Source organism: Amycolatopsis sp. NPDC114503, assembly GCF_055633655.1.
The window spans coordinates 163,766-187,463 of the sequence record NZ_JBVKDT010000002.1 but is presented as its reverse complement, the minus strand read 5'-3'; the positions used below and the strand labels follow the sequence as shown (position 1 = coordinate 187,463).

Here is a 23,698-nt window from a genome sequence, read left to right as displayed (position 1 = left end):
CCGCGGCCAATGCGTTGCGGTGTCCGCATCTCCGCGTCTGACCCCTTTTCTCGGGGTATTATCGGAGGTATTGCATGCTCCGCTCCGGAGAGGAATCGAGTTCTGCTCCGAGAATTGATCCCGTGGTTCTCAGTCAGCGGGAAGATATCGCTTTCCGATTGTTCGCCTTTCCGCACGCGGGGGGCGGGCACTCCGCTTTCGCCGACTGGCCGGACGGGCTGGCGGACGACGTCGAGGTGGTGTCGTACTCCCTTCCAGGCCGGGGGAGGCACCGGGAAGCCGCGCCTTACCGGCAGTGGGACAAGCTGGTCGCCGAGCTCGCCGATCTGGTCCTGCGGCATGCGGACGGCTCGCCGTTCGCGCTCTTCGGGCACAGTTTCGGCGCACTGGCAGCCTTCGCGGTAGGTCAGAGACTGGCTCGGCTGGACGGTCCGACGCCGGAGCTCCTTTTCCTTTCCGCCTATCGCGCCCCGCATCTCGGGCTGTCCGATGCGGTGCGACCGGACTTGCCGGACGAACAGCTGCTCGATCTGGTGCGGTTGTGGGGACTGGTGCCGGGGGAAGCGCTCGACGACGGCGATCTGGCGCGGCTCATCCTGCCGCCGCTGCGGGCCGACCTGCGGCTTGCCGGGGAGTACCGCGACCGGCCGGACCGGCAGGCGTTGTCCGTTCCGTGCGTCGTGTACGGCGGCGCCGACGACCGGACCGTCGACCCGGCCGAACTGGTCGCCTGGCGGGAGTATTTCGCGCCCGGGACGCCCGTCGCCGTCGAGACGCTGCCGGGCGGACACTTCCCCGAGCAGGCGCGATTGCTGGCCAGTGTCGGGCGCCACCTGGAGCGGGCGAAAGCCGGGATCGGGCCGTCGATCGTCCTGACCGGCGCGCCGGAACCGGAACCGGAACCAGTGCCGACGGAGACGATCCGGGACCGGTTCCTGGACCAGGTCGGCCGGTCCCCGGAAGCACCGGCGCTGGTCGACGGCCCGCACCGGTGGACCTACCGGGCGCTCGCCGGCCAGGTCGTCGCGCTCGCCGGCGACCTGGCCGCGCTGGGGGTCGGGAAGGGCGATCCGGTCGGGCTGCTGTTCCCGCGGTCGGCCGGGTACTGCGTCAGTCTGCTGACCTGCCTGTCCACCGGTGCGCCGGCCTGCCTGCTGGAGAAGAACTGGCCGAGCGCCCTGCTGGAGCGGTTCCTGGACAGCGCCCGGGTGAAGGTCGTGCTGACCACCCCCGAACTGGCCGGGCTCCTGCCGCCGGAATACCGGGCCGCCGGCCGGCACCTGATCGTCGCTCCGGAACCGGGGCCGCCGCGCCTGCCCTTGGCACCGGTCGGCTTCCCGGTCCTCGCCCCGGACGACATTGCGCTGGTCTCGATGACCAGCGGCACCTCAGGCACGCCGAAGGCGGTGCTGAACAGCCACGCGAGCTGCCTCTACTGCTTCGACGCGCGGTACCGCCGTTACCCGTACCGGAAATCGTCCCGCGAGGGGCTGAACGTGTTCTTCCCCTGGGAATGCGTGCGCCCCCTGCTGGCCGGCCGGACCGCCGTGGTCGTCCCGGACGAGCACATCGTCGATCCGGTCCGGCTGGTCGGCACGATCGAGGAGTTCCGCATCACCCGCCTCGTGGTGCCGCCGTCGCTGTTCGAGAGCCTCCTCGACCATCCGGTGGCCGGTCCGGCCCTCGCCGGCCGCCTGGGCCACATGGAGGCCTGGTTCTTGATGGGCGAGGTCGTCCCGTCCCGCGTCGTGGCGAAGGCGGCCGCCGTGCTGCCCCCGCACGTGCGGGTGGTCAACTCCTACAGCACCTGGGAATCCCTGGACGTTTCGTACGCCGATCTGCTGCCCGCGCGGCCGGGCGGCGGTGCCGGTTCGGCGTTCGCGCCTGCCGGGTCGCTGCTCGCCGGAAGCGCCGCGGCAGTGCTGGACGAGGCGGGCGAGCCAGTGCCCCGCGGAAGCGTGGGCGAGCTGTACTTCGCGGGCCCCGGAGTCGCCGCCGGATATCTCGACGATCCGGAGAAGACCGCGGAGCGGTTCGTCCGCTGTCCCGCCGCCCTGCGGGATTCGGCGTTCGGCGACGCCACGTTCTACCGCACCGGCGACCGCGCCCGCCTGCTCCCCGGCGACGAGCTGCAGATCCTGGGCCGCACCGGCGATGTGGTGAAAGTGCGCGGGTTCAAGGTTTCGTTGCGCGCGGTGGAACACGTGCTCGCCGAACAGCCCGGCGTGGCCAGGGCGATCGTGCGCCCGGTCCTGGACGACCGCACCGGCCAGCCGACCGGCCTGACCGCCTACGTCCTCGGAGACGAGGGCCGCCCCTCGGAGGCCGTGCTGGCCCGGGCACGACGCCGGGCGAAGCGGGAGTTGCCGGAATACGCGCGGCCCCGTCACTTCGTCGGGCTGGACGCCGTGCCGATCAGCGGCAACGACGCACGCAAGCTCGACCTGTCCGCGCTGCCGCCGCCCCCTCGGGAGGAGCCGGCCGGGGAGACCGGGGCGCTCAGCTCGGCGGAACGGCGGGTGGCGCAGGTCTGGCAGGAGGTCCTGGGTCTGCGGTCGGTCGAAGCCGAGGACAACTTCTTCGACCTGGGCGGGGATTCGCTCAGCGCGGCGCGGCTTTCCGGCCTGCTGGCCGAGCGGTTCGGGATTTCGCTCGCGGTGGTGGACGTCTTCCAGTACAGCACGCTGGGCTCGATGGCGGCTCATTGCGCGGGCGGCGAGCGGCCCGCGCCGGCCCCGGCGCGGCGGAGCGGGCCTGCCGAGACCGTGCGGATCGCCGTGGTCGGGATGTCCGGCCGGTTCCCCGGCGCGGAAACCCTCGAGCAGTTCTGGGAGAACCTGAAGAACGGCACCGACTCGCTGACCGTGTTCGACCGGGACCGGTTGCGGTCCAACGGAGTCCCGCACGAGGTGTACACGCATCCCGAGTGGGTGCCCGCGGGTCAGGTCCTCGCGGACGCGGACAAGTTCGACGCCGGATTCTGGGGGATCGGCGACCGCGAAGCGGAGCTGATGGATCCGCAGCACCGGGTGTTCGTCGAGACCGCGTGGTCAGCGCTGGAACAGGCCGGATACGCCAGGGCGGCCAACCCGTACCGGCGCCGCACCGGCGTGTTCGCGGCCTGCGGCATCGACGGCTATCTCGTCCACCACCTCCGCGGCGGCGGACTGACCACGCCGCTCGACCCCGCGGGACTGTTCCTCACCGAGATCGGGAACGAGAAGGACTACCTCGCCACCCGGGTCGCCTACCTGCTCGACCTCGGCGGCCCCGCGATGACCGTGACCTCGGCGTGCAGCAGCGCGCTGGTCGCGGTGGCGCAGGCGGCACAGGCGTTGTGCGCCGGGCAGTGCGACATGGCCGTCGCGGGCGGCTCGGCGCTGACCTTCCCGCACTTCGGCTACCGCTACGCGGAGGGCCTGGTCGGCAGCATGGACGGGCACGTTCGCCCGTTCGACGAGGCGGCCAGCGGCACCCTCTTCGGCGACTCGGTGGGCGCGGTCGTGCTGAAGCGGCTGGACGACGCGCTCGCGGACGGCGACCACGTCTGGGCCGTGCTGACCGGATTCGGCGTGTCCAACGACGGGAAGGCGAAGGCCGGGTACGCCGCGCCGAGCGCACGCGCCCAGACGCAGTGCATCTCCGACGCGATCGCCATGGCCGGCGTCGCCGCCGAGCAACTGTCCTATGTGGAGTGTCATGCGACGGCGACCAGGATCGGCGACGCCATCGAGCTCAAGGGCCTGCTCGACGCGTTCGACCAGCACCGCGCCACGGCCGGGTTCGACAGCGGCAACTGCGCGATCGGCAGCGTGAAGGGCAATATCGGGCACGCCAACTGCGCGGCCGGGATCACCGGGTTCATCAAGACCGTGCTGTGCCTGTACCACCGGGTCCTCACGCCGACGGTGAACTACCGGACGCTGAACCCGAAGCTGGTGGATTTCGTCGACGCCGCCGGATCCCCCTTCACCGTGCAGGAAACGTGCCGGGAGTGGACAGTCGCGACGCCGGACGTCCAGCTGCCCCGGCGGGCCGGGGTGTCCAGCTTCGGGATCGGCGGGACGAACGCGCACGTGATCCTCGAAGAGCCCCCCGAACGCCCGCCGGAAGAACCCTCGGCGCGGTCGATGCACCTGGTGCCGGTGTCCGCCCGGAGCGAGGGCGCCTACCGGCGCAACGCGGCCGACCTGGTGCGGTTGCTGGCCGAGGCTCCCGAGGCGGAACTCGCGCCGCTGGTGCGTTCCGCACAGCTCGGCAAGGAGGCGCACCCGCTGCGCGGCGCCGCGGTGCTGTCCGAGGCCGGGTTGCGGGAGCTGGCCGAGCAGCCGCCGCAGGCGGTCGCCGTCCCCGGGCAGGCGGCCACGGTGGCGTTCTGCTTCGCCGGCCAGGGTTCGCAGACCGCGGGAATGGCCCGCGGGCTGTACCGGGGCCGCGCGGACGGCGGGCGGTTCCGGCGGCATTTCGACGCGGCGTGCGCCGGCCTTTCCGACCGGCTGGGCACCGGGATGGCCGAGCTGCTGCTGACGGCCGACGACGAATCGGTGCGCCGGCCGCTCGTCACGCAGTGCGGGTTGTTCGCGGTCGAGTACGCGCTGGCGCGGACGTTTCTCGAACTCGGGGTGCGGCCGGTCGCGGTGGCCGGGCACAGCATCGGCGAATACGCGGCGGCGGTGATCGCCGGGGTGCTGACGCTGGACGAGGCGGCCGCGCTGGTGGCCGCGCGGGCGAAGGCGACCGAGGACCTGCCGCCCGCCGGCGGGATGCTCAGCGTCGCCGGCGACGAGGACTTGCTCGCCGAATGGGTGGACGGGCGGGACGAGCTGTGGTGGGCCGTCGAGAGCGCGCCCGGCCAGATCGTCCTCTCCGGCACGGACAGTGCTCTGCGCGAGGCGACCGAAGCGTTGCCGGAGAAGGGTTTCAGCTGTCGCCGGGTGCCGGTCTCGCACCCGTTCCACAGCGGCCTGCTGGCCCCGGTCGCCGAACGCGTCGGCGCGGCGGCGTCCGAAGTGGACACTCGGACCCCGGAAATCCCGCTGGCCGCCAACCTCACCGGGACCTGGCTGGACGCGCGGTACCGGCCGGAAACGCACTGGGCGGACCACCTGCTCTCGCCGGTGCGCTGGCGGGAGGACGTCGAGCTGCTGCTGAAGTGGGAACCCGACGTGGTGCTGGAAATCGGCCCTGGCACCGTGCTCACTTCCCTGACCGGGAAGATCCTCAGGCACACCGGCGCCGCCGGCCCGGCTCCGATCGCGGCCATGCCGGACGCGGCGAACCCGGACCGGGACGACGAGACGGCTTTCCTGCGCACGCTGGGCGCGTTGTGGTGCCGAGGCGCTGCGGTCGATTTCGCGGCGCTGCACGAGGGGGAGCGGGCGACCCACCGTCTGCTGCCGACCTATCGGTTCGAGCGGACCAGTCACTGGACCGAGCCGGCCGCGTCGATCTACGTGGCGCCTCGGCTCCCGGAGACCGCGGAATCGGAACCGCTCACCCGATTCGTCGACAAACCGGCGGCGCGGATGCGGCTCTACTGCTTTCCGTACGCGGGCGGCGGCGCGGAGGCGTTCCGGTCGTGGGCACACGCCGCGCCCCCGTGGCTCGACGTGGTGGCGGTGCTCCCGCGGCACGGCGACGGAACGGCCGACGACGCTGTGCTCGGCGAGCTGGCCGCTGCCATCCGCGCGGACGCGGAGACGGGCGCGGTTGCGTTCTGCGGTCTGAGTTTCGGCGCGTCGCTCGCCTTCGACCTGCTGGGCGGGCCGCTCGCGGACTGGGCGGAACGGGTCACCGCAGTGGTGGTCGTCGGCCGCGCCCCGGCCGAGACCGAGTCCACTGTGGACGTCGATCCGGCGGAATATCTGATGGCGCCCGCGGAACTGCGGACCGACCCGGCGTGGCGGGAGACCGTGCTCCCCGCGCTGACCGCCGACCTCGCGTTCGACGCTCGTTCGGCGGGCCGGGTCGCGGCCCGCGGGCGAGTGGTGGACTGCCCGGTTCAGGTGCACTGCGGGGACGGGGACCCGTCGTTCCCCGCCGCGTCGGCCGGAGCTTGGGCCGCGTTCACCGGCAGCCCGGTGGTCGACGTGCGGATCCATCGCGGGGGGCACGATTTCATCCTCGAACGGCGGGACGAGATCCTCGCCGGCGTCACCGCCTTCCTGCACCGGCTCGACCCGGTCGCCGACGACGTGCCGCTGTACGAACTGCACTGGGCGCCGGTCCGCCCGGCCGCCGGGAAAGCCGACGTCGCCTGGACGGAGTTCTCCCCGGAGGCGCCGCGGTTCCTCCGGGAGCGGCTCACCGGGCCGGAATCGCACGCGGCGCTGCTGTGCCCGCCGCCTCGGGACGAATCGCCCGCCGAGTACTGCGCGTTGTTCCTGGAACTGCTGAAGTCCTTGGCGCACCACGAAACTCGCGGAACGCTCAGCCTCGTGCTGCCCGAGCACGCGCACAGCGGGCTGGTGGCCGGGATGACCCGTTCGTTCGTCCTCGAAGAGCCGGGGCCGGCCGTGCGGCGGATCTACGTCCGCGACTGGCCGGCCGACCGGTCCGCCTGGGTCGACGCGCTGCTGCGCGCGTGTCCCGAGGAAGCCGATCTGACGTGGCGGGACGGATATCCGCTGGCGCAGCGGCTGCTGCCCGCGGTCGCCCCGGAGCTGCCGCCCGGCACCCTCGGCGCCGCGGAGGGGAGCTACCTCGTCACCGGCGGCACCGGCGGAATCGGCGCGGTGGTCGTGGACTGGCTGCTCCACCACCAGCGGGTGGCCGCGGCGGACATCGTGGTGTCCGGCCGGAGCGCGCCGGCCCGGCCGCGGCGCGGAGTGCGGTTCGTGCCGGTCGACTTCGCCCGCGAGCTGGACGTCCCAGCGCTGGCCGAACGCATCGGCCCGCTCGCCGGGATCTTCCACCTCGCCGGCGTGCTGGACGACGGAGTGGTGCGCAACCTCGATCCCGGCCGGTTCGAAACGGTGCTGGCGCCCAAGCTCGCGTTGGCCGGGCTGACCGGGCTCGGCGCGCCGTGGGTGGTCGCGTTCTCCTCCACGAGCGCGTTGCTGGGCGCGGCGGGCCAGGCGAACTACGCGGCGGCGAACGGGTGGATGGATGCCTACGCGAGGTGGTCCGGCACGGACGTCGTCACGGTGGACTGGGGTTCGTGGGGCGAGGTCGGCATGGCCGCGCGCAACGAACGGGCACTGGCATCGGCCAGGGCAGACGGCGAGACGCCGCTCGCGTCCGGCACCGCGCTGGGCCTGCTCGGGCAGGTGGTCGCGGTGGCGCTGGCCGGCCATTCGGCCCGCACCTTCGTCGGGAGCGGACTGGACTGGCGGCGCGAACCGTGGTCACGCCTCCCGCTGCTCGCCGGAACGCGGGCAGGGGACCGGGAGCGACCGCCCGCGAAGCCCGAAGAGGACACGCCGGCGGTGGAGCAGGACGGGATCCGGGCGTTCCTGAGCGCATATCTGCATCGGTGGGACGAGGCGGGACAGCTCGCCGAACTGGGCCTGGACTCGCTGGACTACGTGCGGATCCGCGGTGATTTCGCCCAGCGGTTCGGCAAGGACGTACCGCTGGCGGAGATCGCCAAACCCGGGAGGCGTCTCGGCGAACTCCGCACGCTGCTCACGGAGTACCGCGATGCGTAGCGGCGAGCTGGCACCGGCACGGTACGAGTCGACAGTCGCCGCGATCGAGGGATGGGCGCGACGGGAACGCGATATCGCCGCGCCGCCGTTCCTGCTGTCCGCCGAAGCCTACGCGGCGCTCGCCGAACTGCGCGACGACGACGTGCGGTTCGCGTCGGTCGGCACCCGCCACCGGGACGCGATCAACCGGCACCTCGCCCCGGTGCTGCGGTCGATCGCGCGGGGCCGCCCGGCGAGCGCCGAAGAGCTGCGCATGCTCGTCACGACGGCCGGGGAGGACCCGATCCAGGCGGCGTTCGGCTTCGGAGCCGGACCGGCGGCGGTGAAAGAACACCTCGCGCTGCTGACCCGGGTGTGGCGGCCGTTCGCCGGATGGTGGCGCGAATACTTCGGCTGCCCGGACCCCTCGACCGTGCCGGTGGCCGACCTGTGGCAGCTCTACCTCCCGCTGGCCCGCTGGATCCTCGGCGAAAAGCGGCGGCGCCGGCCGGACGGGCTGTTCGTGATGGGGTTCAACGGCAGTCCCGGCGCCGGCAAGACGGTGCTGAGCACCGCGCTGGCCGTGCTGCTGAACCAGCTCCTCGACGTGCGGACCGAAGGAGCTGCCGTGGCCCGCAGCGGAGACGACTGGTACCTCGGCAGAACCGACCGCGAGGCACTGCGCGCGCGGGGATACGACCCCGGGGTTCCCGGGGTCTCCAACCGCTCCCTGCCCGGCACCCACCAGCTGGACTGGCTGCTGCGCAATCTGTCCGAAATGGAGCGAAGCACGCCGGAGTCCCTGGTGCGGATGGGAAACTTCGACAAGCGGGCCGACGATCAGCCGGCCGTCGCGTTCGAGGTGCGCGGCAAGGTCGGAGTCTTCCTGTTCGACCTGTGGTTCGCCGGCGCGGAGACCGACGTCGATCCGGCCGCGGTGCCGGAAGGGCTCGGCCGCCGGGTCGCTGAGCACCTGCCTCGGTGGCGGCCGGTGTTCGACCGGCTGGACGGCCTGTGGGCGTTCGACTGGCCGTCGTTCGAGCGCATGGTGCGCGAGCGCGAGGCACAGGAACTCCTTGTGCAGCAACGGAGCGGCCGGCGGGGCATGCCGGCGGACGCGCTGCGCGCGTTCATGGGCTACATGATCGAGCGGGCCTGGCACCGGCCGGCGACTTCGCCGGAGCCGGCCGAACGGGCGGTGACTTTTCGCGCCTGGCGGGACACCAACCACCGCGTGATCGCGGTACGACGAGGAGGTCGGGCACAGTGAAGCGGTTCCGGCGGGCTTTCCCCGCGACCCCGTCGACCACGCGGTCGTTCGCCATGACGGACGTGGCGCGCCAATTCCGGGAACTGGCGGACGACCGCACCGGATTCGTCCACGACACGGTGATCGTCGGCGGCGGCGCGGCCGGCGCGGGAGTGCTGCGCGACCTCGCCTCCCGGGGCAACGCGAGCGCGATCCTGGTCGACCGCGGCGCGTTCGGCGGGGAGACGTCGAGCAAGACCGGCAAGGCGATCCACCCCGGGATCCGGTACCTGCGGATGGCCTTCCACCGGCTGCTGCTGGCGAGCGGACTGCGCCGGGATCCGCGGATCAGGCAGTCGCCCGCGGCCAACCTGCGCTCGGCCTGGCTGGACCTGCGACTGGTCTGGTTCGGCACCCGGGAGCGGAAGATCCTGCTGGAAACCGCGGACCGCACCGTCGAAGAAACCCCGAACGTGGTGTGCGTCTTCCCGGACAGCCCGGAGAAGAAAGGCGCGGTGTTCTTCGGCATCGTGCTCTACGACCTGTTCACGACGGTGTGGGCGTGGTGCGGGCTGTCCCCGCGGTTCGGGAAGGCCAGGATCTTCCGCGACCGCGCGGCGGTGCACCGCAAGCTGCCGCACCTCGCCGCGGGCAACGTCCTGGGCGGCATCGAGTACTGGGACGGCAAGGCGAACAACGACAAAGTGCTGGTGCTCAAGGCGATTCGCGACGCCTACTACCGCGGCACGGCCCGGCATCCGCTGCGCGCGCTGTGCCACGTGGAGTTCGAGAGCTGCGAATGGCAGCCCGAACCGGGGTGCTTCCTGGTGACGCTGGCACGCCGGTTCAGCGACGAAGAGCTGCCGGAGAAGGTGACGGTGCGCGCGTACACCGTCACCAACGCGTCGGGACCGTGGCTGGACCGGACCCGCGGCCGTGCCGCCGGCTCGGACGAGCGGGCGTCGATGGTCTACTCGCGGGGTTCGCACCTGGAGGTGACGAACCGGTTCATCCACGAAAGCCTCGCCGCCGACCCCCGGTTCCGGGTCGGCCTGGTGCCGCTCAACCCGGAACGGCAGCACTACTTGCGGCCGTTCCACCACCACGGGCTCTGGTACATCCAGCTCACCACCACCGACCGGCCGCACGCCGATCCGGATCTGGTGGTGCCGACGGCGGACGAGGTCGAGGAACTGCTCGACGCCTACAACGAACTGGTGGCCGGCCCCTGGCAGGTCGGCAGGCGGGACGTGTTCAACGTGTTCTGCGGGATCCGGCCGCTGGCGGCCGCCGGGGACGGCGAGATCTCCGCACAGGACCTGTCCCGGATGTTCCGGATCGTGCGGCACCGGCGGGGCGGCGGGACGGTGCTCGACCTGATCAACGTCAAACTGACCGAGTTCCGCTGGGCCGGCCAGGAACTCGGCGACGCGCTCGCCCGCGAACTGCGGCGCAAGGGCGTGAAGAAGCTCGGCTGTTCGACGACGCGCCGGACGCCGTTCCTCCCGGTCCGCGGCGAGGACCGGTTCGCGATGCAGCGGGACGCCCGTCGCGGGGACGCCGGCTTCCTCCGCGGGAAAGTGCGCCACCACGTGCAGTACCAGATGGCCTACAGCTACGCGGACTACCTGCTGAATTCGGGCGCGATCCGGGACGCGGTGGTGTTCGACCCGGCGGGCCGCTGTGCGCTGGACCGGAACGTGCTCGACCTGATCCTGGCCGAAATGGCCGGGCTGCTCGGCTGGGACGAGCGGCGGCGTCAGCGGGAATGGGACCGGTTCGCCGAAATCCACGAGCGGAACCTCGCGCACTGCGATCCGCAGGACCGCCGGCTCGGCCCGCGTCAGGACGGGGAAACGGTACCGGTGTCCGGCAGCGGCGCCGAATGAGTTCACCAGACTGGAGAGTGCCCTTCATGTATTTCGAATCCGACGCGGACGTTCGGCACATCGAAGGCGCCACGGTGGCCGTGATCGGTTACGGCATCCAGGGAAAGGCCTTCGCCGCCAATCTCCGGGACAGCGGCGTCCCGGTCCTCATCGGCAACCGTGACGACGAATACCGGGAGGCCGCCGTCGCGGACGGGTTCGACACCCGGCCGATCGCCGAGGCGGCGGCGAACGCCTCGGTGGTCATCCTGCTCATCCCGGACGACGCCCATCCCGAGGTCTTCTCCGCACAGCTCGCGCCGAACCTGCGGGACGGCGACCTGTTCGTGCTGGCACACGGGTTTTCGGTGCGGTACCGCCGGATCGCCCCGCCGTCCACAGTGGACGTCGCGCTGCTGGCGCCGAAGATGTTCGGCAAGCCGATCCGGCAGCACTACCTGGACGGCTCGGGCGTGCTGGCGTTCGCCGACGTCGTCCAGGACGCGACCGGGAAGGCGCTGGAGCGGACGCTGGCGATCGCCAAGGCGGTCGGCTTCACCCGCCGCGGCGTGCTCCCGGTGTCCTGCGCCACCGAGACGGAACTGGACCTCTTCCAGGAACAGTTCCTGACCCCGTTGCTGCTGGACGCCTTCCGGACCGCGTTCGAGGTACTGGTCGAATCCGGCTACGACAGCGTCCCGGCGCTGCTGGACATGCACGCCTCCGGGGAGATGGCCGAGATGGTCGCCGAGGCCGCCGCCACCGGCCTGTACGAGGTGGTCGAGCAGCAGGGCTCGCCGACCTGCCGGTTCGGGGTCCACCGCTACCTGGGCACCGTGTTCGGCCAGGACGTGAAGGACCGCGGCCGGGAGATCCTGGCCGGCATCCGGAACGGGGACTTCGTCGCCGCGCTCGACAAGGAGGCCGCGGCCGGTTATCCGTCCCTCGCGGACTACGGGGAAATGGCCCGCACCAGCGGGCTGACCCGGGCGCACGACCAGCTCCGGGCCGCACTCGGCCGGCCGTGACCGCGGACATCGGAACAGAAAGGACTTGGGGCGTGGCGACAAACGATCCGGTGGCACAGGACGCCCGGCACGTGCTGCACCCGTGGGCGGACCTCAGCGGCCTCGGCAAACAGGAGTCGCTGGTGATCTCCTCGGCCGAAGGGACCGAGGTCGCCGACAGCGCGGGCAAACGCTATCTCGACGCCATCGGCGGCATGTGGTGCGTCACCGTGGGCTACCGGAACGAGGAACTGGTCGAGGCCATCGCCGCACAAGCAAGGCGGATGGCCTACTTCACGCCGTTCGGCGACGTTTCCAGCGAACCGGCCGCGGAACTCGCCGCGCTGCTGGCGGAACTCGCGCCGGGGGACCTGAACCGGGTGCACTTCACCACCGGCGGTTCGACCGCGGTGGAGTCCGCGGTGCGCATCGCGCAGTACCACTTCGCCTCCCGTGGGCAGCCGGGGAAATACCACGTGCTGGCGCGGGCGAACGCCTACCACGGCAGCACGTTCCTCGCCGCCTCGCTGTCCGGAAAGGACGCCGACCGCACCGACTTCCGCTACGAGAGCGGCTGGGCGCATCACCTGGCGAGCCCGGGGTACGACCCGGACAACGCCGAGGCCACCGCCCAGGAGACGCTCGACCGGCTCACCGCGGACATGGCGGCGGCGATCGAACGCATCGGGGCGCACAACATCGCTTGCTACATAGCCGAACCGGTGCTCGCTTCGGGCGGCGTGCTGGTGCCGCCGCCCGGGTACCACCAGGCCGCGTACGAGCTGTGCCGCGAGCACGACATCCTCTACGTCTCCGACGAGGTGGTCACCGGATTCGGCCGGCTGGGCCATTTCTTCGCCTCGGAGGCGAGGTTCGGCGTCGTGCCGGACATGATCGTCACGGCCAAGGGCCTGACCTCGGGATACCAGCCGCTGGGCGCGGTGCTGATGTCCGACCGGGTGGCCGAGGCGATGTCCGCCGCGGCCCGCCGGGACAAACCGGTGTTCTCCAACGGGTTCACCTACTCCGGGCATCCGGTCGCCTGCGCCGCGGCGATCGCGAACATCGGCATCATGCGACGGGAGGACCTCTGCGCACACGTGCGCGAGGTGGGCCCGTACTTCATCCGCCGGCTGCGCGAGGTGCGGGAGTCGCCGATCGTCGCCGCGGTGCGGGGCGACCACCTGATGGCCTGCGTCGAATGCCGGGTGCCCGGCGAAACCGGTCCCACCGCGCGCAACCAGGCGATCGCGGCCCGGGTCGACGAGTACTGCCAGGAGGCCGGGCTGCTCGTCCGCCCGTTCGAAAACCTGTGCATCATGTCGCCGCCGCTGGTCGTCGGCAAGGAAGAGATCGATCGCATCGCGGACATCATGGCCGCCTCGCTCGCGCGGGCGGAAGGCGATCTGCGCGCCGGGAACCTGGGAGCGCCGCGATGACAGAACCCCCGGCGATCCTCGACTGTCGCGGGCTGACCGCGCCGTTGACCGTGCTGCGCGTCAAACAGGCCCTCGCCACGAACGAGGGCGCGGACCGGCTGCCGGTGCTCCTCGACGACGAATGCGAATGGGACCTGGTCGCCACCGCTCTCGGCGAGCTGGCCGACCGGCTCCGGCTGGTGCCCGGGCCGCGGCCGCCGGACTGGTGGCAGCGGCCGGACCTGGCCTACCGGGCCGGCCGGCTGCACCTGGGGCGGACCGATCTCGGCGAGCTGGCAGGCCAGGTCGGCACGCCGGCCTACGTGTACCGGGCGGGCCGGGTGCGGGAGAACGTCGCCCGGCTGGCCGCGGCGATGTCCGCGGCCGGTCTGGACCACCGGATCCACTACGCGGTGAAGGCCAACCGGTCGCCCGCGCTGCTGACCGGCCTCCGCGTGCACGAGCTGTGCGGAGTGGACGTCTGCTCGGTCGGCGAGCTGAGGCATGTGCTCGGCTGCGGATTCTCCGGCGAGGACATCTCGTTCACCGGCACCTCGCTGTCCAAAGCGGACCTCGAGGCACTGGCGAAGTTCGCCCGGATCAAGATCAATTTCGATTCGGTGTCCGCATTGGACTCCTACGGGCGGCTCGCTCCGGGGCGCGCGGTCGGCCTGCGGGTGAACCCCGGGATCGGGGTGGGCTACCAGGGCGACGACCGGCTCAGCTACAGCGGGGCCGCGACGACCAAGTTCGGCATCTACCGCGAGCACCTCGCCGAGGCGAAAGCCGTTGCCGCGAAACGGGATCTGTCGATCGTCCGGCTGCACATGCACGTCGGCTGCGGATATCTGGACGCGGAGCTGGACGAGCTGGCACGGGCGCTGGACGAGCTGGCCGGGTTCGCCGCGGAGTTCCCGGAACTGCGGGAGGTCAACCTCGGCGGCGGGCTGGGCGTTCCGCACCGCGAGCGGGACCGGCCGCTGGATCTGGACCGCTGGGCCGCCGCGATCGCGGACCGGTTCGCCGGCCGCGGGCTGGCGGTCAGCGTGGAGCCGGGCGACTACCTGGTCAAGGACGCCGGCCTGCTGCTCACCACGGTCAGCTACGTCGAGCGGCGGCGGGTCGTGCTGTTCGCCGGCCTGGACGCGGGATTCAACCTGGCGATGGAACCGGCGTTCTACGGCCTGCACTGCGAACCGGTGGCGGTGGCGCCCCGCTACGGCGAAGGCGCCGAAACCTACACCGTGGTGGGGAACATCAACGAGGCGCTCGACCAGTGGGCGGTGGACCACGTGCTGCCCCGGTTGCGGGAGGGCGATCACGTCGCGCTCCTCAACGCCGGGGGCTACGCCGCCTCGATGCGATCCGACCACTGCCTGCGCGGGCAGGCGAACGAGATCGTGCTGATCGACTAGCGGACCCGAATCGAATGGCGCGGAGGGAAGAAAAGGCAGATGAAAGGCTTACTCGCGGTATCGGCCCAGTCCGCAGGCGGGGACTCCGAGGCGGTGCCCAGTTTCGCGTTCGATCCGGCCGATCCGTGGACCACCACGTTCCAGGCCGGGCTGGCCAGGGCAGGGCTCCGCGGCAGGCGGGTGTACGAGGTCGGGGTGGGCTCCGGCGCGAACGCCGCGTTCATGCTGGGCGAGTGCGCGGCCGCGCTGGTGATGGGCAGCGACCTCGACCCCCGGCTGCCCGCGCTGGCCCGGCGGTTCGTCGCCGAGGCGGTGCCGGACCTGCTGGACCGCTTCCGGCCGATCGACGGTTCGGTCGACCTGATCGGCACCCCGGCGGCGCGTGCCGCGGCGGCCGCGGCCGATGTCGTGGTGGCCTGCCTGCCGCAGGTGCCCGAGCCGGACGACGCGATGTGCCGAGGATTCCGTGCAGCGCAGCTGCGCGGCGCGGTCCGGGCGGGCCCGCGCAACGACGACCACATCGCGCACTACTACCCGTGGACGGCCTTCCACGGCTACCCGTTCAACTCGGTGGGCATGGGGCTGATCGAGGCGCTGCTGCGGAGCATCCGGTCGTGCGCACCGCGCGCGCAGGTGGTGCTGATGCTGGGGTGCCGGGTCGGCAAGGACGCGTTGTCGCGGATGTTCTCCGCCAACGGCTACCGGGCGGAGGAACTGGCCGCGCGCATCGTCCGGCAGCACCAGCGCACCGACATCTCCTTCTTCGCCGCGCTGGAGTCCGCGCTGCGCGGGGCCGGCGGGGAACGCGACTTCGCCTGCGAGTTCTATGCCGATCCGTCCGGGAAGGCGCCCCTTTCGGCGAGCGCCGCCCGCGACCTGCTCGCCGCGGACCCGGCGGTGCCGATCTACCACGAGATCTGCGTGCTGCGCGGCCGCCCCTCGAACCCGGAAGGACGCGAATGACTGCGGATACGACGGTCTTCCGCCGGCTCGAACCCGGCGCGCCGTTCCGGGTGCCGGTGCGGGGCCGGGAGTTCCTGGCCGGATCGGCGCACCCGAACTTCCCGGAGAGCGTCCCGGACGCCGGCGGGACGATTCCGGTGCTGGGCTCCGACGAGCCCGCGTCTCCCGCCGCGGTGCGGGCGGCCGTCGACGAGGCACTGCCCCGGCACGGCGGAGTTCTGGTCCGCGGCCTGCCGCTGCGGGACCGGGCCGGGTTCGAGCGGTTCGTGCGGGGCCTGGGGTACGACCGCAGCGGCTACGAAGGCGGCATCGCGGTCCGCGGCAAAGACGAGGGGATCGCGCTCGAGGCCAGCCAGGAGGATCCCCGGATCACGCTGTCGCCGCACAACGAGATGGCCTACCTGCCGAGTTTCCCGCGCCGGATCCTGTTCTTCTGCGAGAGCGCCGCGGCCAGCGGCGGCGAGGTGCCGGTCAACGACATCCGGGAAACCGCGGCGATCATCCCGGACGAGGTCAAACAGGCGTTCCGGGACAAGGGAATCCGGTACTACCGCAGGCTTGCCCGCGAATCCTCCCTCGGGGAGACCGGCTGGGCGGACACCTTCCGCACCGAGGACCGGGACGCGATCGAGGAGAAGCTGGTGTCCGCCGGCTGCCGGGTCGCGTGGGGCGATGCCGGGGAACTGCGCTACGACTACCGGCACGACGCGTTCGCCACGCATCCCGAGAGCGGCGTCGAGCTGTGGTTCAACCAGGTCACCGAACTGCATTGCTCGTACTGGCGGGAACACCCGCTCTTTCCCCCCGATCTGCCCGACCGGGAATACCCGGCGACGACCGCCTACGGCGACGGCGCCCCGATCGATCCGGAGCTGATCGCGTTCCTGCGCGGCGCCTTGTGGCGGACCTCCCGCGCGGTGCGGATGCGGCCGGGCGATCTGCTCGTGCTGGACAACCGGGTGCTCCAGCACGGGCGGTTCGGCTACACCGGCTCCCGCCGCCATTTCGTCAGCCTGACCCGGTAACCGGAAGGACAGTGCCGATGGCCGCGGCGGTCGCCGAGTTGATCAGGTTCGCCGAATCGCTGGCGGACGAAAGCCGCAGGATGCTGAACCGCGCGATGACCGAGTCGATAGCGGTGGAATGCAAGGCGGACAACAGCTTCGTCACGGCGACCGATCGCGCCGTCGAGACCAGGCTGCGCGAACTGATCGCGGACCGCTATCCGGAGCACGGGGTGCTCGGGGAGGAATTCGGTTCGCACCGGCTCGACGCCGAATTCGTCTGGGTGCTGGACCCGCTGGACGGCACGGCGCCGTTCATCGCGGGAATCCCCGTCTACGGCACGCTGATCGGCCTCAGCCGGCGCGGCAGGCCCTGGCTGGGAGTGCTCGACTACCCGGCGACCGGGGACCGGTGGGTGGGCGAAAGCGGGGTGTTCGCGCTGCGCAACAACGTGCCGGTGCGGACGAGACCCTGCGCCGATCTCACCGCCGCGCTGGCCACCTGCTCTAACCCGGATTTCTTCCGCCCGGAGGAACGGGCGGCGTTCGAGGTCGTCCGCGAGTCCGTTCAGTACACTTTGTACGGTGCCAGCTCGTATGCGTATGCGATGCTGGCGTCCGGTCGCACGGATCTGGCGGTGGACGGCGGCCTGAAGGCATACGACGTGTTCGCTCCCGCGGCGGTGGTCCACGGCGCCGGCGGGGTGGTCACGGAGTGGACCGGAGGCGAACTCCACCTGTTTTCCCAGTCCCGGATCCTCGCCTGCGGGGACCCCGAGCTGCACGAAAAGGCCCTCGCCCTCGTGCGCTGACCCCGCCCGTCCTGTCGACAGGACAGCATCGGCCGCGCGGACGCCCGTTCTGTTGACAGGCAAAGCCGCCGCTCATTAGCGTGAAATAGCGCGTGAATGGGTTTTGTGCCACCTGAGATTTCCCGCAGAATCAGCGAGAGAAAAGATGATCAGAGTGCCGAACGCCGTCGAACAGCGACCCGAATCCCCTCTTCGCTCCGCCCGCCCGCGGCGATATCTGATGTGCCGGCCGACGTACTTCGACGTGTGCTATTCCATCAATCCGTGGATGGATCCGGCCATGCCGACCTCCGGCGCGCTCGGCTTGACCCAGTGGAAGCACCTGCACGACTTGTTCGTCGAGCTGGGCCACAAGGTGGAGCTGGTCGAGCCGGTGCCGGGGCTGCCGGACATGGTGTTCGCCGCCAACGGCGCGATCGTCGAGGACGGCAAGGCGCTCGTGGCCCGGTTCAGGCACGAGCAGCGGACCGGTGAGTCGCAGCCCTATCTCGAGTGGTTTTCCGGCCGCGGATGGACCGAGGTCCGGCAGGCGGCGCACACCAACGAAGGCGAAGGAGATTTCCTGCGCGCGGGCGAGGTGATCCTCGCCGGAACCGGTTTCCGCAGCGATTCCCAGGCGCACGACGAGGTGGCCGAGTTCTTCGGTCGGCGAGTGGTGAGCCTGTCTTTGGTCGATCCCCGGTTCTATCACCTCGACACCGCGCTCGCGGTGCTTTCCGAGAGCGAAATCATGTATTATCCGAAGGCATTTTCCCCGGAAAGCCGAGAACTGCTGGCGGCGCAATTCCCGGACGCGATCGTCGCGGAGGAAGCGGACGCCGAGGTGTTCGGCCTGAACGCGCTGTCCGACGGGCTGCACGTCGTTCTGCCGGACCAGGCGACCGGGCTTTGCGCTCAGCTGAAGGAACGGGGTTTCGAGCCGATCGGCGTCGACCTCACCGAACTGCTCAAGGCCGGCGGCAGCGTGAAGTGCTGCACCCTGGAACTGCACCGCACCGGCGATCGGTGACCAGACCACTATCCGAGAGGGGCGGGGCGATGTTCGTGCCATCTCAGTACCGCGAGCCGGACGATTCCTGGCTGGCCGAACTGATCCGCGGAAATCCGCTGGCGCTGCTGGCGACCGCGGGCCCGGCGGGGGAAAGCCCGTTCGCGACCCATCTGCCGGTGATCCCCGATCCGCGCAGCCCCGGCGACTGGCCGGCCGGACTGGCCGGCGCCACCCTGCTCGGGCACCTGAACCGGGCGAACCCGCATTGGGCCGCGCTCGGCGCGGAGACCCCCGCGCTGCTGGTTTTCACCGGACCGAACGGCTACGTCTCGCCCACCGTCTACCGGCAGTCGCCTGCCGCGCCGACCTGGGACTTCACCTCCGTGCACGTACACGGAAAACTGTCGAAGATCTCCTCTCCCGAGGAGACGATGGACGTGGTCCAGTCCACCGTGCGAGCGTTCGAAGCCGAACTGGGCACCGGCTGGGACATGACCGATTCGGTCGGGTACTTCCACCGGCTGCTGCCGGGCGTGGGGGCCTTCCGGTTCGAGGTTTCCGCCGCCGAAGGCATGTTCAAGCTGAGCCAGGAACAGAAACCCGAGGTCCGGGAACGCGTGCGGCGCTGCTTCGCCGGGCACGATTCCGGCAGCCGCCGGGAGACCGCCGAGCTCATGCACCGGTTGAGCGAGCGGGAAACAGCCGATGCTCCGAATCCGGGGCGGTAAAGGGGCATCTGAGACGATGACGCACACCACCTCGGAACTCCTCGAGGAGACCCCCTACATCTGGCGGGCCAAACGGCCAGGACATCGGCACCGGCTGATCTGCTTCCCGCACGCGGGGGCGGGCGCGGGCGCCTTCCTGGACTGGGCCGGGCTGTTCCCGCCGGAGATCGAACTGGCCGCGGTGCAACTGCCCGGACGGCAGAACCGCATCGCCGAGCCGCCGATCACCGACGTTCCCCGGTTGCTGAAGACGCTTTCCCATGCGCTGCGGCCGATCATGGACGGTTCGTTCGCGTTCTTCGGGCACTCCGGCGGCGCGGTGCTCGCCTACGAACTGGCGCGGACGCTGCGGGACGGCGGCGCGCCCGAACCGGCTCACCTTTTCCTGTCCGGCCAGCCGGCGCCGGAGGCGGCCGGACGGGTACGGCGGCTGCACGACCTCTCCGACCGGGAGTTCGCGGCCGAAGTGGCGCGGCTCGGGGGGATCGAACCGGAGATCGCCGAGGACGAGTACGTGATGGCGGACCTGTTGCCGACCCTGCGCGCGGATTTCCGGCTCTGGGAAAGCCATCGGGTGGAGCCGGGCGCGCCGCTCGGCTGTCCGCTGACCGTCCTTTCCGGACAGTCCGACCCGCAGGCCCCGGAGGACACCCTCGGCGAATGGTCCGCGCACACCACCGCCCGCTTCCGCACCCGGCTCTTCCCCGGCGGGCACTTCTACTTCCTCGACGCGACCGGGACGGTGCTGGATTTCCTCGCGCAGGCGTTGCTGGCCGGCGACCGGGACGACCCCCGGTGACGGCCCCGATGCCGAGGAGAAAGGGGACGGCGTCATGACCACGCCCGAAACGATCGACCCGAGACTGGTGTCGGACCTGTCCGCCGCGGCGCGGACGGTGCCGGGCGTGCGGGAGGCGGTCGCGGTGGTGCGCCACGCGGTGCGCGCGGCGACCGCTCCGGCGGCCGCGTCCGCTCCGGTCGAAGCCCCCGCGGCGACCGGCGGTACGAGCGCCCCGTCGTCGGACGTGTACGGCGGGGACGTCCGGGTTCCGGACGGCGGCGCGACCACCTTGCAGGAAGCGTTGCGCCAGGCGGCGGAGCTGGCTCCGGAGAAGGGCACCGTCTACATCGGACCGGACGGCGCTGACGAGGTCCAGACCTATCCGGAGCTGCTGGCCGAGGCCGAACGCGTGCTCGGCGGGCTCCGGGCCGCCGGCCTGCGCCCCGGCGACGCGGTGCTCTTCCAGTTCGAAGACGATCGGGGTTACCTGACCTCGTTCTGGGCCTGCGTGCTCGGCGGATTCGTGCCGACGCCGGTCGCGGTGGCCACCAGTTACCGGACGCCGAACGAGACGAACCGCAAGCTGCGCAACGCGTGGAACCTCCTGGCCCGGCCGGTGCTGCTCACCGACGCGGCGACCGCGCCGGCCCTGGCCGAGGTGCGCGAGCTGTGGGGCGAGCCGGAGGTGCGCATCCTCACCGTGGCGGACCTGATCGAGCATCCGCGCGCCGGCGACTGGTTCGAGACGAAGCCCGATTCGCCGGTGCTGAACCTGCTCACCTCGGGCAGCACCGGCGTGCCCAAGTGCGTGCAGCACACCAACGCGAGCGTGACGGGCCGGACCTGGGCGACCGTGCAGTCCCAGGGCTATCGCGAAGACGACGTCAGCGTGATCTGGATGCCGCTCGACCACGTGACCGTGGCCTACTACAACGTGCGCGACGTGTTCCTGCGCGCCACGCACGTCCGTGCCCGCACCGACAGCTTTCTCGCCGACCCGCTGGCCTGGCTGGACTGGCTCGACCGGTACCGGGCGACGAACACCTGGGCGCCGAACTTCGCGTTCGCGTTGATCAACGAGCAGGCGGACGAAATCGCGCGCCGCGAGTGGGATCTGTCCCGGATGCGCGCTTTCACCAACGCCGGCGAGCCGGTCGTCGCCGCGACCAGCCACCTGTTCCTGGAGCTGTTGGCGCCGCACGGGCTGGCCGCGGACGCCGTACGGCCGTGCTGGGGCATGTCCGAGACCTGTTCCGGGGTGACCTACACCCGGCAGAGCCGCGACGACCGGGCCGCGGGCACTGTCACCATCGCCTCGTCCTCGCTCGACGGGGCGGTGCGGCACGTGGCGCCGGGAGAACCGGACGCGGTGACACTGTCCACTGTGGGCGGACCGGTTCCCGGGGTGCGCGTCCGCGTGGTCGGAGCCGACGGCGAGGTGCTTCCTCAGGACCGGGTCGGCGAACTGCAGATCCGCGGCGTCACCATGATGTCCGGCTACCACGCCAACCCCGGGGCCAACCGGGAAGCGTTCGACCCGGACGGCTGGTTCCGCACCGGCGACCTGGCGTTCCTGCACGAGGGCGAGGTGGTGATCGCCGGGCGCAAGAAGGACCAGATCGTCGTGCGCGGGATCAACTACCTGGCGCACGAGCTGGAGAGCGTGGCGCACCGGGTGGACGGGGTCCGGACCACCTTCGCGGCCGCCGCCGGAGTGCGCGAGCCGGGCGAAGGTTCGGACCGCCTGACCCTCTTCTTCGTCCCGGAGCGCTGGGAGGCCGATCGGCTCGACCAGGTCTGCGGGGAGGTGCGCGCCGCGCTGGTGCGGGAGGTCGGCGTGGCCCCCGAGATGCTGGTCCCGGTCACCGAGGCGGAGTTCCCGAAGACCTCCAGCGGCAAGATCCAGCGTGCCGCGCTGGTGGCCGATCTGCGGGCGGGCCGGTTCGCCGACCGGGTGGTCCGCCTTGCCTGCGCCGGGGAGGAACCGGCGCGAGAGCGCACCTGGTTCTTCCGGCGCCAGTGGTCGAGCGTGCCCGAGAGCACCGGAACCGCCGGGAACGGCGTCCGCCTGGTGTTCGCCGAGGACGGCCAGCTCCACGCGCTGGGGCTGGGCGACGAGGTGGTCGCGGTCAGTGCGGGGGACCGGTTCGCCGAGGAGACACCCACGAGGTTCCGCGTCGTTCCGGGGAACGAGGACGACCTGCGCCGCCTGCTGACCCGGGCGACCGCACAGCACGGGCCGATCGCGACGATCGTGTTCGGCTGGTCCTTGCCCGAGCGGGAGGCCGCCGACCCGGCCTCCCGGCTGACCGCGATCACCAGCCGGCTGCTGTCCCTGCTGCACGTGCTGGCCGGCGGGGAGTTCGGCCGGCCTGCGCTGCTCGTGCTCAGCGCGGGCGCGGTTTTCGTGCGGGAAGGAGACCGGGTCGACCTCGGTGCGTGCGCGCTGCCGGGGCTGGTCCGCACGGCAGGCACCGAGGAAGTGCTTCCCCTCGTCCGGCAGGTCGACCTTCCCGCCGACAGTGCACAGTGGACGGAGGCGGTCCGCGCCGAACTGTCCGATCCGGACAGTTCGGGGGTCGTCGCGGTCCGCGCGGGCCGGCGCTGGCAGCCGAAGCTGCGCCCGGTCGAGGAGACCGAGGCGGACGGCACGGCGCCCGTGGTCGCCGGCGGGCTGTACCTGATCACCGGCGGGCTGGGCGGGATCGCGCACGGCCTTGTCGGCTATTTGCTCGCCACGTACGGAATCCGCGTGCTGCTCGTCGGCCGCTCGGCCGCCGAAGGCGAGAAGGCCGCCCGGCTGGCCGACCTGACCGGGCTCGGCGAGGTGCGGTACCGCCAGCTCGATGTCGCCGACGAAACCGCGCTGCGGGAAGCGGTCGCCGAAGCCGAACAACGCTGGGGCCGCCCGCTCGACGGTGTCCTGCACCTCGCGGGCGCCGATCCCGCCTCGCAGTGGGAAAACCTGGAGCAGCACGCACTGGCCAGGGAAGCACTGTCCACTTTCGACCGGATGTACCGCGCCAAGGTGGCAGGCACACTGGCGCTCGCCGGAGTGCTGGAAGACCGGCCGGACGCCTCGCTCGTCCTGTTCGGCTCGGTCAACGGCGAATTCGGCGGCCATTCCTTCGGCGCCTACGCCGCGGCCAACGCGTTCCTGGTGGGTTTCGCGGATCATTGGCGGGCGCGCGGGCGTGCGGTCCGGTGCCTGGCCTGGAGCATGTGGACCGACGTCGGCATGAACCGCGGCCAGCCGGCCGGACCGGCCCGGCTGCGCGGGTACCGTTCGATCGACCCGGAGGACGGGCTGCGCTCGTTCCTGACCGCCGCCGCGTTCCCGTCGCACTACGTCCTCATCGGACTCGACCTCGGCAACCCGGCCATCCTCGGGGAAGTGGCGCCGGACGACCTGCGGCCGCAGGAGATCCTGGTGGCCTACACCGGAGACGCCGTGGACGCGGCGGCCGTGCACGCGGCGCTGGAACCGGACCTGCGGAGCTGCCCGGTGCCGGTGCGCGTGCTGGCGGTGCCGCACATCCCGGCCGACCCCGGCCGCCTCCTGGCCGCTGCGGTCGCGAACGGCCCGCGCCGGAAGCGCCGCGGTCCGGAAAACGAACTCGAACACCGCATCGCCCGGATCTGGTCCGACGTCCTCAACCGCACCGGGATCGGCCGGGACGACTCGTTCTTCGATCTGGGCGGCAGTTCCCTGCACGCCACCCGGCTGCTGGCCAAGATGACCGAGCAGCTGGCCGTCCGGTTGTCGATCAACGAGCTCTACACGAATCCGACCGTGGCCGATCTCGCCGGGATGATCAAGGCCGGCACATGACC

General features: G+C 71.5%; 13 protein-coding genes. All 13 read left to right on the top strand.

Going from position 1 to position 23,698, the window contains the following annotated elements; genetic code table 11:
- Positions 1 to 122 precede the first annotated feature (122 nt).
- On the top strand, positions 123 to 7,649 hold the full coding sequence (locus ACZ7OI_RS08720) for a beta-ketoacyl synthase N-terminal-like domain-containing protein (protein ID WP_470263570.1): 7,527 nt from the start codon (positions 123 to 125) through the stop codon (positions 7,647 to 7,649).
- Complete coding sequence (locus ACZ7OI_RS08715; RefSeq protein WP_470263569.1) at positions 7,642 to 8,898, top strand: hypothetical protein; 1,257 nt, start codon at positions 7,642 to 7,644, stop codon at positions 8,896 to 8,898. The genes ACZ7OI_RS08720 and ACZ7OI_RS08715 overlap by 8 nt, the downstream gene beginning before the upstream one ends.
- Complete coding sequence (locus ACZ7OI_RS08710) at positions 8,895 to 10,766, top strand: FAD-dependent oxidoreductase (RefSeq protein ID WP_470263568.1); 1,872 nt, start codon at positions 8,895 to 8,897, stop codon at positions 10,764 to 10,766. The genes ACZ7OI_RS08715 and ACZ7OI_RS08710 overlap by 4 nt, the downstream gene beginning before the upstream one ends.
- A gap of 26 nt (positions 10,767 to 10,792) precedes the next feature.
- Positions 10,793 to 11,773, top strand: coding sequence for an NAD(P)-binding domain-containing protein (locus tag ACZ7OI_RS08705; RefSeq protein WP_470263567.1), 981 nt, complete (start codon positions 10,793 to 10,795; stop codon positions 11,771 to 11,773).
- Between the two features lie 32 nt (positions 11,774 to 11,805).
- Positions 11,806 to 13,191 carry an aminotransferase gene (locus ACZ7OI_RS08700; RefSeq protein ID WP_470263566.1) on the top strand — a complete coding sequence of 462 codons (1,386 nt, stop codon included), beginning with the start codon at positions 11,806 to 11,808 and terminating at the stop codon, positions 13,189 to 13,191.
- Positions 13,188 to 14,585, top strand: a complete 1,398-nt coding sequence (locus tag ACZ7OI_RS08695; RefSeq protein WP_470263565.1) for a hypothetical protein — start codon at positions 13,188 to 13,190, stop codon at positions 14,583 to 14,585. The genes ACZ7OI_RS08700 and ACZ7OI_RS08695 overlap by 4 nt, the downstream gene beginning before the upstream one ends.
- 39 nt (positions 14,586 to 14,624) lie before the next feature.
- Entirely contained in the window at positions 14,625 to 15,548 is a 924-nt protein-coding gene (locus ACZ7OI_RS08690) for a methyltransferase domain-containing protein (RefSeq protein WP_470263564.1), read from the top strand.
- Positions 15,545 to 16,573, top strand: coding sequence for a TauD/TfdA family dioxygenase (locus ACZ7OI_RS08685; protein ID WP_470263563.1), 1,029 nt, complete (start codon positions 15,545 to 15,547; stop codon positions 16,571 to 16,573). The genes ACZ7OI_RS08690 and ACZ7OI_RS08685 overlap by 4 nt, the downstream gene beginning before the upstream one ends.
- A 17-nt stretch (positions 16,574 to 16,590) precedes the next feature.
- Entirely contained in the window at positions 16,591 to 17,364 is a 774-nt protein-coding gene (locus ACZ7OI_RS08680) for an inositol monophosphatase family protein (RefSeq protein ID WP_470263562.1), read from the top strand.
- Positions 17,365 to 17,509: 145 nt separating this feature from the next.
- The gene (gene ddaH, locus ACZ7OI_RS08675) at positions 17,510 to 18,373 is read left to right on the top strand and encodes a dimethylargininase (protein ID WP_470263561.1); all 864 of its coding nucleotides are present in this window, start codon (positions 17,510 to 17,512) and stop codon (positions 18,371 to 18,373) included.
- A 29-nt stretch (positions 18,374 to 18,402) separates the two neighbouring features.
- Positions 18,403 to 19,083 (top strand): FMN-binding negative transcriptional regulator, encoded by a 681-nt coding sequence (locus ACZ7OI_RS08670; RefSeq protein WP_470263560.1) that lies wholly within the window; start codon positions 18,403 to 18,405, stop codon positions 19,081 to 19,083.
- Between the two features lie 16 nt (positions 19,084 to 19,099).
- Positions 19,100 to 19,882 (top strand): thioesterase II family protein, encoded by a 783-nt coding sequence (locus ACZ7OI_RS08665; RefSeq protein WP_470263559.1) that lies wholly within the window; start codon positions 19,100 to 19,102, stop codon positions 19,880 to 19,882.
- A 34-nt stretch (positions 19,883 to 19,916) separates the two neighbouring features.
- Entirely contained in the window at positions 19,917 to 23,696 is a 3,780-nt protein-coding gene (locus ACZ7OI_RS08660) for an SDR family NAD(P)-dependent oxidoreductase (RefSeq protein WP_470263558.1), read from the top strand.
- Positions 23,697 to 23,698 lie beyond the last annotated feature (2 nt).

Coding starts and splice junctions, on each gene's coding strand:
- ACZ7OI_RS08690 (WP_470263564.1), top strand. CDS start 14,625: ATGAAAGGCTTACTCGCGGTATCGGCCCAGTCCGCAGGCGGGGACTCC.
- ACZ7OI_RS08705 (WP_470263567.1), top strand. CDS start 10,793: ATGTATTTCGAATCCGACGCGGACGTTCGGCACATCGAAGGCGCCACG.
- ACZ7OI_RS08695 (WP_470263565.1), top strand. CDS start 13,188: ATGACAGAACCCCCGGCGATCCTCGACTGTCGCGGGCTGACCGCGCCG.
- ACZ7OI_RS08665 (WP_470263559.1), top strand. CDS start 19,100: ATGACGCACACCACCTCGGAACTCCTCGAGGAGACCCCCTACATCTGG.
- ACZ7OI_RS08685 (WP_470263563.1), top strand. CDS start 15,545: ATGACTGCGGATACGACGGTCTTCCGCCGGCTCGAACCCGGCGCGCCG.
- ACZ7OI_RS08680 (WP_470263562.1), top strand. CDS start 16,591: ATGGCCGCGGCGGTCGCCGAGTTGATCAGGTTCGCCGAATCGCTGGCG.
- ACZ7OI_RS08660 (WP_470263558.1), top strand. CDS start 19,917: ATGACCACGCCCGAAACGATCGACCCGAGACTGGTGTCGGACCTGTCC.
- ACZ7OI_RS08670 (WP_470263560.1), top strand. CDS start 18,403: ATGTTCGTGCCATCTCAGTACCGCGAGCCGGACGATTCCTGGCTGGCC.
- ACZ7OI_RS08715 (WP_470263569.1), top strand. CDS start 7,642: ATGCGTAGCGGCGAGCTGGCACCGGCACGGTACGAGTCGACAGTCGCC.
- ddaH (WP_470263561.1), top strand. CDS start 17,510: ATGATCAGAGTGCCGAACGCCGTCGAACAGCGACCCGAATCCCCTCTT.